The organism is Bacillus sp. 17RED48 (assembly GCF_019837545.1).
Taxonomy (GTDB): domain Bacteria; phylum Bacillota; class Bacilli; order Bacillales; family Bacillaceae_G; genus Bacillus_A; species Bacillus_A wiedmannii.
Window position 1 is genome coordinate 1 of sequence record NZ_JADAXG010000014.1, and the last position, 14,008, is coordinate 14,008.

Annotated in this window: 11 protein-coding genes and 2 tRNA genes; 11 read left to right on the forward strand and 2 right to left on the reverse strand. The window is 36.4% G+C overall.

The genetic code is table 11. The annotated features are described in order from the left end of the window. Positions 1-7 precede the first annotated feature (7 nt). The 11 genes from ILT06_RS29655 to ILT06_RS29705 all read left to right on the forward strand — a co-directional run bounded on the left by ILT06_RS29655 (position 8) and on the right by ILT06_RS29705 (position 11,608). Positions 8-79: transfer RNA gene (locus tag ILT06_RS29655), tRNA-Gly, on the forward strand. A gap of 10 nt (positions 80-89) precedes the next feature. After that, a tRNA-Ala gene (locus tag ILT06_RS29660) sits at positions 90-162 on the forward strand. A 116-nt stretch (positions 163-278) separates the two neighbouring features. After that, positions 279-1,424 carry a glycerate kinase gene (locus ILT06_RS29665; protein ID WP_064474424.1) on the forward strand — a complete coding sequence of 382 codons (1,146 nt, stop codon included), beginning with the start codon at positions 279-281 and terminating at the stop codon, positions 1,422-1,424. A 209-nt stretch (positions 1,425-1,633) separates the two neighbouring features. Continuing rightward, positions 1,634-2,527, forward strand: a complete 894-nt coding sequence (gene rocF / locus ILT06_RS29670) for an arginase (protein ID WP_000711562.1) — start codon at positions 1,634-1,636, stop codon at positions 2,525-2,527. 249 nt (positions 2,528-2,776) lie between these two features. After that, positions 2,777-3,598, forward strand: a complete 822-nt coding sequence (cdaA, locus tag ILT06_RS29675; RefSeq protein WP_064474423.1) for a diadenylate cyclase CdaA — start codon at positions 2,777-2,779, stop codon at positions 3,596-3,598. Further along, complete coding sequence (locus tag ILT06_RS29680) at positions 3,591-5,078, forward strand: CdaR family protein (protein WP_088048205.1); 1,488 nt, start codon at positions 3,591-3,593, stop codon at positions 5,076-5,078. Before cdaA ends, ILT06_RS29680 begins: the two co-directional genes overlap by 8 nt. Beyond that, complete coding sequence (gene glmM, locus ILT06_RS29685) at positions 5,071-6,417, forward strand: phosphoglucosamine mutase (RefSeq protein ID WP_000521485.1); 1,347 nt, start codon at positions 5,071-5,073, stop codon at positions 6,415-6,417. The genes ILT06_RS29680 and glmM overlap by 8 nt, the downstream gene beginning before the upstream one ends. A gap of 286 nt (positions 6,418-6,703) precedes the next feature. Continuing rightward, positions 6,704-6,889 carry a hypothetical protein gene (locus ILT06_RS29690; protein ID WP_064474421.1) on the forward strand — a complete coding sequence of 62 codons (186 nt, stop codon included), beginning with the start codon at positions 6,704-6,706 and terminating at the stop codon, positions 6,887-6,889. Positions 6,890-6,901: 12 nt separating this feature from the next. Continuing rightward, positions 6,902-8,704 (forward strand): glutamine--fructose-6-phosphate transaminase (isomerizing), encoded by a 1,803-nt coding sequence (gene glmS / locus ILT06_RS29695; protein WP_064474420.1) that lies wholly within the window; start codon positions 6,902-6,904, stop codon positions 8,702-8,704. Between the two features lie 254 nt (positions 8,705-8,958). Further along, complete coding sequence (locus ILT06_RS29700; protein WP_222655834.1) at positions 8,959-10,923, forward strand: S9 family peptidase; 1,965 nt, start codon at positions 8,959-8,961, stop codon at positions 10,921-10,923. Positions 10,924-11,041: 118 nt separating this feature from the next. After that, the gene (locus ILT06_RS29705) at positions 11,042-11,608 is read left to right on the forward strand and encodes a DUF4256 domain-containing protein (protein WP_088048207.1); all 567 of its coding nucleotides are present in this window, start codon (positions 11,042-11,044) and stop codon (positions 11,606-11,608) included. Positions 11,609-11,680: 72 nt separating this feature from the next. Here ILT06_RS29705 and ILT06_RS29710 read toward each other — a convergent pair whose 3' ends face one another. Next, positions 11,681-12,187 (reverse strand): DoxX family membrane protein, encoded by a 507-nt coding sequence (locus ILT06_RS29710; protein WP_088048208.1) that lies wholly within the window; start codon positions 12,185-12,187, stop codon positions 11,681-11,683. Between the two features lie 157 nt (positions 12,188-12,344). Next, complete coding sequence (locus ILT06_RS29715; RefSeq protein ID WP_088048209.1) at positions 12,345-13,631, reverse strand: DUF5068 domain-containing protein; 1,287 nt, start codon at positions 13,629-13,631, stop codon at positions 12,345-12,347. Between the last annotated feature and the right edge of the window lie 377 nt (positions 13,632-14,008).

Here is a 14,008-nt window from a genome sequence, read left to right on the forward strand (position 1 = left end):
CATTTTCGCGGAAGTAGTTCAGTGGTAGAATACAACCTTGCCAAGGTTGGGGTCGCGGGTTCGAATCCCGTCTTCCGCTTCATTACTAAGGGGCCTTAGCTCAGCTGGGAGAGCGCCTGCCTTGCACGCAGGAGGTCAGCGGTTCGATCCCGCTAGGCTCCATCTAATAGAAAAGCTTACATCATATGATGTAAGCTTTTTTTGTGTGTTTAAAAAGACAACTTTCATATTTGTCATTTAAAATGGAGAAAACGCGAAAATAAAGGATGGGGATAATTGTGAAAGTTGTTATTGCATCTGATTCATATAAAGAAAGCTTAAAAGCTATAAAAGTATGTGAAGCTATTGAAAGAGGATTTGAAGCAATTTTTCCTAAAGCAGAGTACGTAAAAATACCAATTGGAGATGGAGGTGAAGGAACGGTTGATTCACTTGTGGATGCTACTGATGGAAGAATGATACCTCTTCATGTGACAGGGCCGCTTAGAGAACGTATACAATCCTTTTACGGTATGTCTAAAGATAAAAAGACAGCGTTTATTGAAATGGCAGCAGCATCAGGATTACAACATGTTCCGGTTAAAAAGCGAAACCCACTTATTACAACGACTAAAGGAACCGGAGAGCTTATACTACATGCGCTAGACGAAGGAGCTGAGCACATTATTTTAGGACTTGGCGGAAGTGCTACAAATGATGGTGGAGCAGGTATGCTGTCAGCTTTAGGGGTCAGGTTTATAAATGGAAAAGGGGAAGTAATAGAGCCATCTGGAGGAACATTACATTCGATTGTCGCTATTGATTTTTCATGCATGGATTCACGCTTACTGCATATAAAGATAGAAGCAGCATGTGATGTAGATAATCCGTTAGTTGGAATAAGGGGAGCATCTTTCGTATTTGGGAGGCAAAAGGGTGCGAATGCAGAGATGATGAAAGAGCTGGATGAGAATTTAAAGCATTATGCGAATATCCTTAAACAATACTTATCTTGCGACGTATCTAAAATACCTGGCGCAGGAGCCGCAGGAGGAATGGGAGCAGCTGTTATTGCAGTGTTAAAGGGAAACTTGCGGAGAGGAATTGAAATTGTATTAGACTATACAAATTTTGATAAGCATATAGAAGGTGCAGATTTAATTATAACTGGCGAAGGGAGAATAGATGAACAAACAGCATATGGAAAGGCCCCTGTAGGTGTTGCGGAGCGTGCAAAGCATTTTCGTATTCCTGTCATTGCTATTGGAGGATCTGTATCTCCGAATTATCCAGCTGTTCATGAAAAAGGAATCGATGCAGTATTTAGTATTACAGCGAGTCCTATGACATTAGAAGAGGCATATAAAGTAGCGGAAGAGAATATCGAAATGACAGCAAAGAATATTGCCGCAGTATGGAAAATAGCATCAGAAAAACACTTCTAAATGTAGGAGTGTTTTTTATTATTATTTAATAATAATGATGGTAGTTGTTTCATTAAGTTAACTTTATACATAGAATAGTCTTGAAATTGGGTTTTTAAGGCGAATACAAGTGAATAATTTGTATATCCATACAGAAAAATGTCGAGTTGAGTCAGACTATATAAAAGATTTAAAATATTTAGTGAAGGCATAAAAGGGGGATACTATCTATGAAAAAAGAAATCTCAGTTATTGGAGTTCCAATGGATTTAGGACAGATGCGTCGTGGGGTAGATATGGGGCCGAGTGCAATCCGTTATGCAGGCGTAATTGAAAGAATTGAAGAAATTGGATATGACGTTAAAGATATAGGAGATATACGTATAGAGAGAGAAAAAGAAGTAGATGTAAATACAAACTTAAGAAACCTTACACAGGTTGCAACTGTATGTAACGAATTAGCAAGTAAGGTGGATCATATTATAGAAGAGGGACGTTTTCCACTTGTATTAGGTGGTGACCATAGTATCGCAATTGGTACATTAGCTGGTGTTGCGAAACATTATAAAAATTTAGGTGTTATTTGGTACGATGCACATGGTGACTTAAATACAGAAGAAACTTCACCATCTGGAAATATTCATGGCATGTCACTTGCAGCAAGTCTAGGGTATGGACATCAAACGCTTGTAGATTTATACGGGGCATATCCAAAGGTGAAAAAAGAGAATGTTGTAATTATCGGTGCACGTGCATTAGATGAAGGAGAAAAAGACTTTATTCGCAATGAAGGTATTAAAGTATTCTCGATGCACGAGATTGATCGTATGGGTATGACGGCTGTTATGGAAGAAACAATCGCTTATTTATCTCATACTGATGGTGTACATTTATCATTAGATTTAGATGGTCTTGATCCTCATGATGCACCAGGAGTTGGCACGCCTGTAATTGGTGGCCTATCTTATCGTGAAAGCCATTTAGCAATGGAAATGTTAGCGGAAGCTGATATTGTTACATCTGCTGAGTTTGTTGAAGTAAACACAATTTTAGATGAGCGAAACAGAACGGCAACAACAGCAGTTGCTTTAATGGGTTCTTTATTCGGTGAAAAACTAAAATAAATGTAAGAAAAGCAACTGAGAAGTTGCTTTTTTTATTTGAAAATAAGCGTATAATAATGATTTATATTATACTGTACGATAATAATGTTTGACATCTTACCAATTTAGACTAAAGGAGGGTTGTTTGTAATTGTCGTTTGTTTCATGTATGGTATAATTAACTAGTTGTTGGAAATACATACAGATAGAGCATAAAACAATATTTCAATATATGGATAGAATTGCTCGTAAGTAGGAGGAAGGGTTAGCATGCCTTTTGAAGATACGACCATTTTGAAATATCTTAGTACGGTATTAGATATTGCCGTTGTATGGTTTATTATATATAAGCTAATTCTCATAATTCGAGGGACGAAAGCTGTTCAACTTTTAAAAGGGATTACAGTTATTATTGTCGTTCGGATGATCAGTATTTTCCTTGAATTGCATACGCTTTATTGGCTAACTGAGCAAGTATTAACGTGGGGATTTTTAGCCGTTATTATTATTTTCCAGCCAGAATTGCGAAGAGCACTTGAGCAGCTAGGACGCGGGAGTTTATTTTCGCGTGTTGGAACTCATGAGGATGATGAACCTGAAATCGTTGCAACAGCGATAGCGAAAGCAACGGAATATATGGGGAAACGTAGAATTGGTGCATTAATTACTTTGTCAAAAGAGACCGGTATGGGTGATTATGTGGAAACGGGTATTCCGCTAAATGCACACGTATCATCGGAATTACTTATTAATATTTTCATTCCTAATACACCTCTTCACGATGGAGCGGTTATTATGCAAGGAAGTACCATTAAAGCAGCAGCGTGTTATCTTCCGTTATCGGAAAGTCCGTTTATTTCTAAGGAGTTAGGAACTAGGCATCGCGCTGCAATGGGAGTTAGTGAAGTCACTGATAGTATTACAGTAGTTGTGTCGGAAGAAACTGGCCAAATTTCTTTAACGAAAAATGGTAAGTTGCATCGTGATTTGAAGACAGAACAACTGAAAGATATGTTGTTAGCTGAATTTAGTGCGAACGAAAAAACGACTTCTTCGTCTTTATGGAATTGGAGGAGAAAGCGTCATGGATAAGTTAATGGAGAATCATTGGTTTCTAAAAGGGATCTCATTACTATTGGCGTGTATGCTTTTTATGTCAGCGACTTTAACTGAAAAAAATACGACATCGGGGATAATACCTTTCGCAAATGATGCGAAAGAAACCTTAACTAATTATGCCATTAACCTTAAGTATGATGAAGAAAAATATATTGTAAGTGGTATTCCGTCAGAGGGCGTTAAGGTGAAGTTAGAGGGCCCAAAAGCAGCAGTTGCTACAGCAAAAGCAAAAAAACAATTTGATATACCAGTTGATTTGAGAGATAGCGAAAAAGGAACTTATGAAGTTTCTTTGAAAACGAACGGGCTTCCAGATGATGTGAAAGGAACAGTTCAGCCATCAACAATTAAAATTACTCTACATGAAAAAGCGAGAAAATACGTTCATGTAGACTTAAAATTATCAAATGAGGATCAAATGCCAGCGGGTTCTACTCTCGAAAAATCAAACATTAAACCTGATACTGTTGAGGTAGTTGGGACGAAAGAAGAAATTGAAAGTATTTCATCTGCTAAGGCGTATATTGATTTAAAAGGTGTTAATAAAACTGTTACAAAAACAGTCGAAGTTACATTATACAATAAAGAAGGAAAACGTTTAAATGTAAGAACGAGTCCATCTAAAATTAGTGTAACATTGAATGTGGCGACGCAAGCTACGGCCAATAATACTGAAAAAACTGTTCCTGTAACGTATACGAAAAAGGGGAGTTTACCAGAAGGATTGGCCGTTACAAATATTAGCATTGAGCCGAGAGAAGTAACGATAGCAGGTCCAAAGGATATCTTGGATAATATACAATCGATAGAGGGGGTCGAAGTAGATCTTAGTCAATTGACAGAGTCTACAACATTCGATACCTCTGTTTTATTGCCAAAGGGTGTAACAAGTGCAAAACCGAATCAAGTGAAGGTTTCGGTAGGAGTACAAAAAACAAAACAAACGAAAACAAGAACGATTGATGGTATATCAATTCAAAAAAATGGACTTTCTAAAGATGTTACGGCCCAGCTACTTTCGCCGCAAGATGGGAAGATAAGCGTTGATATTTCAGGAGAAACAAGTATAGTAGATAAAATAACAGCTGCTCAAATAACAGCAGCCATTAATTTGCAAAATGTATCTCCGGGGACGAAGGATGTTTCTATTCAAGTGAGCGGTCCTGGTAATATTTCAATAGAGCCAAAGCAAAAAAGTGCTAAAGTCACAATTGTGAAGAAAGAAAATCCAGATAAAGAAGTACAGGGGAACGGTGAAAAACCGGATTCAAATAATAACCAAGATAATCAAACTGAAAAACCAAAAAATCCTGAACCTGAACCTAAGCCTGACACGGAACAGGAACAAAATAAAGAAAAAGAAACTAGTCAAGAGCCAACAAAAGAAACTAGTCAAGAGCCAACAGTAGATAATCAAAAAGAGCCAGAAAAAGGAGCGAATCATAATGGGTAAATATTTTGGTACAGATGGAGTACGCGGGGTTGCGAACCAGGAGTTAACACCTGAATTAGCGTTCAAAATTGGACGTTTTGGTGGTTATGTATTAACAAAAGATACAGATCGTCCAAAAGTAATTATTGGCCGTGATACACGTATATCAGGACATATGTTAGAAGGAGCTTTAGTAGCGGGTCTATTATCAACTGGAGCAGAAGTAATGCGCCTTGGCGTTATTTCTACACCAGGCGTTGCTTATTTAACAAAAGCGTTAGATGCACAAGCAGGTGTTATGATTTCTGCATCTCATAATCCAGTACAGGATAACGGAATCAAATTCTTCGGTTCAGACGGTTTTAAATTAACAGATGAGCAAGAAGCAGAAATTGAAGCTTTATTAGACAAAGAAGTTGATGAACTACCACGTCCAACAGGTACGAATCTTGGACAAGTGAGTGATTATTTTGAAGGCGGACAAAAATATTTACAATATATTAAACAAACTGTAGAGGAAGATTTCTCTGGTTTACATATCGCTTTAGATTGTGCGCATGGTGCTACGTCTTCTTTAGCTCCATACTTATTTGCGGATTTAGAGGCTGATATTTCAACAATGGGAACTTCACCAAACGGTATGAACATTAACGATGGAGTAGGTTCTACGCATCCAGAAGTATTAGCAAAATTAGTAAAAGACAAAGGCGCTGATATCGGTCTTGCCTTTGATGGTGATGGTGACCGTTTAATCGCTGTAGATGAAAAAGGAAACATCGTTGATGGCGATCAAATTATGTTTATTTGTGCGAAGTACATGAAAGAAACTGGTCAACTAAAGCATAATACAGTCGTTTCAACTGTTATGAGTAACTTAGGTTTCTACAAAGCACTTGAAGCTAACAATATCACAAGTGATAAAACAGCAGTTGGTGACCGTTACGTAATGGAAGAGATGAAGCGTGGTGGTTACAACTTAGGTGGAGAACAATCGGGTCATATTATCTTACTTGATTACATTACAACTGGTGATGGAATGTTAAGTGCACTTCAACTGGTAAACATCATGAAAATGACGAAAAAACCATTATCTGAGCTTGCAGGTGAGATGACAAAATTCCCACAATTACTAGTAAACGTTCGTGTAACAGATAAAAAACTAGCATTAGAAAATGAAAAAATTAAAGAAATTATTCGTGTTGTAGAGGAAGAAATGAACGGTGATGGCCGTATTCTTGTTCGTCCATCTGGAACAGAGCCACTTATTCGTGTAATGGCAGAAGCACCAACACAAGAAGTGTGTGACGCATATGTACATCGTATTGTAGAAGTTGTGAAAGCTGAAGTTGGCGCTGAATAATTTGATGAATTTATTGAAAAGGAGCACAAGAAGTGCTCCTTTTTCATATGTTTTATAGACGATGAAAAAAATTTCATTGACGGTTTATCCATGTTTGTTATAAGATGGTCTTGTTCTTTTTCTCAAAGGAAATATTGTAAATTATAAAAGCGCCAGAACTACAAGTAGTGTAGTTGACGAGGTGGAGTTTATCGAGATTTCGGCGGATGACTCCCGGTTGTTCATCATAACCGCAAGCTTTTACTTAAATCATTAAGGTGACTTAGTGGACAAAGGTGAAAGTGTGATGAGAGAAAGGGAACGGATGAAAACTAGCTGTATAAGTATATACGGACTTAAACCCAATCGAGAGGAAGGTGAAAGCCGTTACAAGCTTACAGGGCTAGCAATATGTAATCCGTTTTTTAGTATAAATAAAAATGGTATCGGACTATGTCGTTACATGTTCGCAGAGCAATGTAAGCATTTGTAACGGCGACTAAACATGTGTGGAATCGTAGGATTTATTGGAGAACAAGATGCAAAGGAAATTTTATTAAAAGGTTTAGAAAAGCTAGAATATCGTGGATATGATTCAGCAGGTATTGCAGTACAAACAGAGAACGGTGTTGTTGTATACAAAGAAAAAGGCCGTATTGCAAAACTTCGCGAAATCGTAGATGAGAACGTAGCGGCAAGCGTGGGAATCGGTCACACACGCTGGGCTACACATGGTGTTCCAAGCAAAGTAAACGCGCATCCGCATCAAAGTACATCAAAACGTTTTACACTAGTTCATAACGGTGTAATTGAAAACTATGAATTAGTGAAAAAAGAATATTTACAAGATGTAACGTTCGTAAGTGAAACTGATACAGAGATTATCGTACAGCTTATGGAACAACAAGTGAGCACAGGATTAAGTGTAGAAGAAGCGTTCCGTAATACGCTATCTCTTTTACATGGCTCTTATGCGATCGGATTACTTGATGCTGAAAATCCAAACATGATTTATGTTGCTAAAAACAAAAGCCCGCTATTAGTAGGTGTTGGTGACAACTTTAATGTTGTGGCGAGCGACGCTATGGCGATGTTACAAGTTACAGATCAATTTATTGAGTTAATGGATAAAGAAATCGTAATCGTAACGAAAGAAAGTATTACAATTAAAAACTTACAAGGTGAAACGATTGAACGTGCACCGTTTACAGCGGAATTAGACGCAAGTGATATTGAAAAAGGAACATACCCTCATTTCATGCTTAAAGAAATCGATGAGCAACCACTTGTAATCCGTAATATAATTCAAAAGTATCAAGATGAAAATGGCGAGATTGAATTAGATCAAGACATCCGCAATGCGATTTTAGATAGCGATCGTGTTTACATCATTGCATGTGGAACGAGTTATCATGCAGGTCTTGTTGGAAAACAATTTATCGAGAAGTTTGCAAAAATGCCAGTTGAAGTGCATGTAGCAAGTGAATTCTCTTATAACATGCCATTATTAACAGAGAGACCATTCTTCATTTACATTTCACAAAGTGGTGAAACAGCTGATAGCCGTGCAGTACTTGTACAAACGAATGAAATGGGTCATAAAGCATTAACGATTACAAACGTACCTGGTTCTACGCTTTCTCGTGAAGCTGATTATACACTTCCGTTATACGCGGGACCAGAAATCGCAGTTGCATCAACGAAAGCTTACACAGCACAGCTTGCAGTACTTTCAATTTTAGCTGCGGACATTGCTAAAGCGAAAGGCGAAGTTCTTGATTTCGATTTAACACACGAATTAGGACTTGTAGCAAATGCAATGATAGAACTTTGTGATCAAAAAGAAGAAATGGATGCATTAGCAAAACAATTTTTAGCAACAACTCGTAACTGTTTCTTCATCGGACGTAGCGTAGACTTCTACGTAGGATTAGAAGGTGCGTTAAAGCTAAAAGAAATCTCTTACATCCAAGCAGAAGGATTTGCTGGAGGAGAATTAAAACATGGTACAATCGCTTTAATTGAAAATGGTACACCAGTTATCGCACTTGCTACACAAGAGCACGTAAACCTTGGAATTCGTGGTAACGTGAAAGAAGTAGTAGCACGCGGAGCTAACCCATGTATCATCTCAATGAAAGGCTTAGAAATGGAAGGTGACAGCTTCGTATTACCAGCTGTACACGAAGCACTAGCACCGCTAGTAGCAGTTATTCCATTCCAACTTATCTCATACTATGCAGCACTTCACCGCGAGTGTGACGTTGATAAGCCACGTAACTTAGCTAAGTCTGTTACTGTTGAGTAGGAGATTGGTAGGTTAATAAATATATGAATCGGTACCCCTTTAGATATGTTATCTAAAGGGGTATTTTTGTGTTGAAAAAGAACATCTGAAATTGGTAAGTAGACAGAACCCCAAAAATTAAAGTTTTACTTTATCGGATTTATTTTTATTTATCTGAATTTTTAGTTATCATTTTAAGTATGTGTGAACAATTTTCTTTATTATGAAGAGAAGAGACGATAGATGCATGGACATTACAAGGGGGACCTTATTATATGAAAGTGAAAGCAAAAACATATTTAAGTATAGAAGAGATTATTTCATTACCGGCCTTATTAAGTGCAAACATAAGTGATGATGGAAAAAACGTAGCATTTGTAAAAAAGACAGCTAACTGGGACGACAATACGTATAGAAATCATGTATGGATATATGAGAAAGATAAAGGGCAGAGTTATCCACTAACAAATGGGGATATAGATAGTACACATCCATTATGGTCTCCAGATTCTAAGACTATTGCATACCTTAGCCCAGGCCGTGACGGGGCTAATACAAATCAGATCTTTGTTAAGTCAATAGACGGTGGTAGTGAGGTTCAAATGACGGATGAGAAGGAAGGAGTTAATACATTCAAATGGGAGCCTACTGGTAAAGGTTTTTATTATATTGCACAGTCAAAAGAATGTGAGGAAATCAAGAAACGTAAGGAACGATATGGAGATTTCCACCATGTAGGTAAGGAACATCGGAATAATTGTTTATACTACATTGAGATAGAAAAAGCGATACAAAGTGATAAAGAGGAACGCGAGATTAAAAATGTTTATCAATTAACGGATGGTAAGGATTTTTATATACATAACTTTGATATTTCAAATGATGGGAAAAAGGTTGTATGTATGGCTACACCAAGCCTAAACGATTATATGAATGGTGAGCTCTACATATTAGATGTTGAAGCTGGAGAACTACAAAAGATGAATATGGATAAGTTGTTAGGAGCAAGCGTCTGCTTTTCTCCCGAGGGCGATAAAATATGTTACGCAGCAAGCATAAGAGAGAAGGATTACTATAGGAATCATATACAAGATAGTACATTAGAGATATATGATATGAATACGGGAGAGGTAATTCAACCTTTAACAAATTTTGATAGTACGGTTATGCCATTACAGTGGACGGCTAAAGGGATTTTAATTAGGTGGCAGGATAAAACGAATTACCGTATTGGATTGCTATGTGAGGATGGCACTGTGGAAATGTTAAGCGAAACAGTAGAAGGATTTATAATGGATGCCTCTATAACAAGGGATGGAAATCATATAACATATACTAAGGCTATAACAAATGAAACCTTTGAAATCTATTTGGATGATAAAAAAATAACGAATGAAAATAGCTTTTTCGAAGGCAGGCTTAAAAGTAACAGGGAAATCATCTCATGGAGAAGTAGTGATGGTCTTGAAATAGAAGGTGTTTTATCAACCCCAGTAGAGTTTGAGGCAAATAAAAAATATCCCTTATTAGTAGTAATCCATGGTGGTCCGAATTGGGCGTCCTTTCCGATATTTTCAGACTGCTTCAATGAGAAATATCCGATTGAACAGTTTGTTGAAAAAGGCTTTATCGTTTTAGAACCAAACTATAGAGGAAGTTCTGGTTATGGTAATGAATTTTTAAAAGCAAACTATAGAAAACAAGGATTTGCTGATTATGATGATATTATATCTGGAGTGGATGCACTAGTTGAAAAAGGGATTGTAGATAAAGATAGAGTAGGAGTTATGGGATGGAGTAACGGAGGATATATATCAGCTTTTTGTTCTACATGCAGCAGTAGATTTAAAGCTATTTCAGTTGGGGGCGGAATTACGAACTGGGGTACCCATTATGTAAATACAGATATCCCTTACTTTATTAGCATGTATTTAGGAAATACTCCATGGAATGATCCAGAGATATATAAGAAAACATCACCAATGACATATATTAAATCAGCCTGTACGCCTACGTTAATTCAACATGGGGAAATGGATGCAAGAATTCCAATTACAAATGCATATGAGCTATATGAAGGATTAAGAGATATGGAAGTTGATACAGAACTAATTATATTTAAAGGAATGGCATATAGCTCGGATCAGCCAGGAATGAGAGTAGCTATTATGAGGCAGAACTTGATGTGGTTTTCACACTATATTCTTGGAGAAAGCATGAAAGGTTTTCGTACTATATAATGGATATCCGCACAGGGATTTTTCGTTGTGCAATTGTATCAGAGTGTTGTAAACTGTATGCAAACCATTATTGAAAAGATTTAAATGATTATAAGGAAACGTAATTCGGAGGACTAATATGACAGAGAATACAAATGCATTATCTGTAGAACAACGTGAAGAACTACTAAAAGTATTACAAGCACGTTTTGAGAAAAACATGAACCGCCATGAAGGTCTTGAATGGGCTAAAGTTGAAGCAAAGCTAGCTACTAATAATGAAAAATTATGGTCAATTCATGAAATGGAAGTAACTGGCGGTGAGCCGGATGTTGTTGGTTATGATGAAGAGAAGGATGAGTATACTTTCTATGATTGTTCAAAGGAGAGTCCTAAAGGTCGCAGAAGTTTTTGTTATGATCTGGAAGCGTTAGAGGCAAGAAAAAAACATAAACCAGAAAATAACGTTATTGACGTGGCAGCTGCTATGGGCATTGAATTATTAACAGAAGAACAATATCGAGAGTTGCAACAGCTTGGGGATTTCGATATGAAATCATCAAGCTGGGTACAAACGCCTTCAGATATTCGAGAACTCGGTGGTGCTCTATTTTGCGATTATCGTTTTGGACACGTTTTTGTGTACCACAATGGAGCAGATTCATACTATGCTGCTAGAGGATTTCGCGGTTCGTTAAAAGTTTAAATTTGAAGTAAGTAAGAAAAGAGCCTATACGTAGGCTCTTTTTCTTACTTATATTTTAAAAGTAAACTGTTACTACGCAGTTTTACTTAATTTATATGTTTCATGGTTGTTTTTACGGAAAAGTTTAGGGAAAACATAGCCATCTAATCCAATGCGTCCAGCGTTATGACCTGCAACTAAAATGAACATAGTCAGAATAAGTAGATTTGGGTTTACACTAACAGTTCCACTTAGTAAAAAGGAAAGATTCATTATAACTCCAAAGAATGCAGCAGTTTTTGTTAATCCGCCTAAAATTAAACCTAGACCTACTAAAATTTCTCCCCATTGAACTAAAAAGCTAAATAGGTCTGCGTTTGGAAGAACAAAGTGTTGAAGGAAATCTGCCCACCAACTTTGTACGGCAGGGTGATCACCTGACGCTTGAGCGATAGCTCCCTTTAGAAAACCACTTGCATCAAAAGATTGTCCAAAAACTTTACCTATCCCAGCAGCGAGCCATGCATATCCTATGTAAAAACGTAAAAATAATAATATGAAAGCAGCACGTTTATCAGTTCTTAAAAAATTGATAACCATTGAAATCCCTCCAATATTTTATTTACATGTTTATTATATATCCAATGTGAAAAGATTCACAATGGATAAAGTGTGAACAAAAATGGTGTTTTTATAAAATAAAGAAGGCATATAACAATCATATGTTATATGCCTTTTCTAATATATACTTAGTAATTTATTTAGGTAATGTAAATTTAGCTTTTTTACCTTGTGAAATATCTTTTGCTTCTTTATTTCTCATAGGTCCTAACTCAATCTCAAAGCTTTTGTCTTTCCAAATCTTTTCATACTGCTCTTGATCTAAAATATACACTTGCAGTAACTCTCCAGATGTTCCTGTTTTGACTGAAGCGTTATAGTCGTAATTTAGTAGCATACCTTCATTAATCGTATATTGTGTACCATCATTCACTCTCAATGTAGAGCTTATAGGAGATAGTGAAACGTCTTGAGCATCTTTGTTATCAAGCTTGAATTTCACTGTTAATAGAACAAGACCGTTTTTAAAATTTGCAAAGCGTGGAGCTTCGACGGAATTTGGTGTGAATTGAGTGAATTGGTATCCGTCTAATGTAACATTAACAGCGCCTAATTCTTGGCTGTTATTAATACTTGATTTCTCTTTTAACATTTTTTTATCGCCCATGTTATTAGCTGTAGCTTTATCTTGGTAGAAAGTATTATCTGTTGCAACTTTTTCAGCGCCTTGCTTGTTTAAACTTAATGAAAAGTTTCCAGGGCTTCCGATTGGAGCATCAAATTTTCCTTTATTAGCTTGTGCAGTTGGGACTGTGACGGAGACTGTTGAGAGACTTGAAATTTTCGCTAGATCATCTTTTCCGAATGGATAAGCGATATAACCAGAAATAGTTTCTCCTGCTTTTACTAAGTAATCATTCGTTGGAGCAAGCTTAGTTGGGAGCTGGTCTTCTTTTGGAATTAAGTCTTTATAGTTACTATATGTTTTCTGTGCACCAGTAAATGATATGTCCAATGCTGGCATATAGTAAATATCTTTAGCTGAACTATTTTTTACGCTGTAGTTCACAAGAATAACTCCGCCCTCTGTTTGACGATTAAACGGAATGTCGAAATTTGTATGGAATCCATTTAATTCAACTAATGTATAACTGTTCATTGATACTGAAACATCCTCAGCTTTATACATTTGTGGTTCCTTATTTTCAAAAAGAACTTTTGTTTTACCACCTGTTTCTTTTTCCATATAGGAAATCAGCTTAGAGTAATCGCTTGAGCTAGTAGCTGTATTTTCAGGCTTTTTATCTTCGGATTTTTTTTCTTCAGGTTTATTTTCTTTCGTTGTATCCGTTTTTTCTGTTTTGCTTTCTTTTGTTACATTCTCTTTTTGTTCTTTATTTGTCGTATCGCTTTGACCACAGCCAGTTATTACAAACGCTGCTACGATTACTGTAGAAAATAAAGAAAGTAATTTTTTTGACATGTTTCTTCCCCCTATTTGTGTAAAACTAGACTCTCACATTAGCCCCACGTTTTATTATAAAAAATAAAGACATTATTTACCAGTGTTTTTCTGATTGTTTTAATTATTTAATTATTTTAATATACTAAAATTAGCAGAAGGTCGGCATGGAATATTGATTTTTATTTTTTTATCATTTGAAATATTACATCATATTGGTATGATAGAAATAGAGATATATGGAAAGGGGACAAGGACTTAATATGTGGATGAGCTTGTAATGATTAGAAACTAGATAGATAAATTTTTCTCTCATAAGTGAGGGTTTATTTAGTTATCTGTAAATCATTCAAGGACTGCATATTTGGCTTGTATATCCCTTTTGTAAGGATAATGTG

Excerpts from the sequence above, each read along its gene's own strand:
- glmS (WP_064474420.1), top strand. The coding sequence starts at position 6,902 with ATGTGTGGAATCGTAGGATTTATTGGAGAACAAGATGCAAAGGAAATT.
- cdaA (WP_064474423.1), top strand. The coding sequence starts at position 2,777 with ATGCCTTTTGAAGATACGACCATTTTGAAATATCTTAGTACGGTATTA.
- ILT06_RS29715 (WP_088048209.1), bottom strand. The coding sequence starts at position 13,631 with ATGTCAAAAAAATTACTTTCTTTATTTTCTACAGTAATCGTAGCAGCG.
- ILT06_RS29690 (WP_064474421.1), top strand. The coding sequence starts at position 6,704 with ATGAGAGAAAGGGAACGGATGAAAACTAGCTGTATAAGTATATACGGA.
- ILT06_RS29680 (WP_088048205.1), top strand. The coding sequence starts at position 3,591 with ATGGATAAGTTAATGGAGAATCATTGGTTTCTAAAAGGGATCTCATTA.
- glmM (WP_000521485.1), top strand. The coding sequence starts at position 5,071 with ATGGGTAAATATTTTGGTACAGATGGAGTACGCGGGGTTGCGAACCAG.
- ILT06_RS29700 (WP_222655834.1), top strand. The coding sequence starts at position 8,959 with ATGAAAGTGAAAGCAAAAACATATTTAAGTATAGAAGAGATTATTTCA.
- ILT06_RS29710 (WP_088048208.1), bottom strand. The coding sequence starts at position 12,187 with ATGGTTATCAATTTTTTAAGAACTGATAAACGTGCTGCTTTCATATTA.
- rocF (WP_000711562.1), top strand. The coding sequence starts at position 1,634 with ATGAAAAAAGAAATCTCAGTTATTGGAGTTCCAATGGATTTAGGACAG.
- ILT06_RS29705 (WP_088048207.1), top strand. The coding sequence starts at position 11,042 with ATGACAGAGAATACAAATGCATTATCTGTAGAACAACGTGAAGAACTA.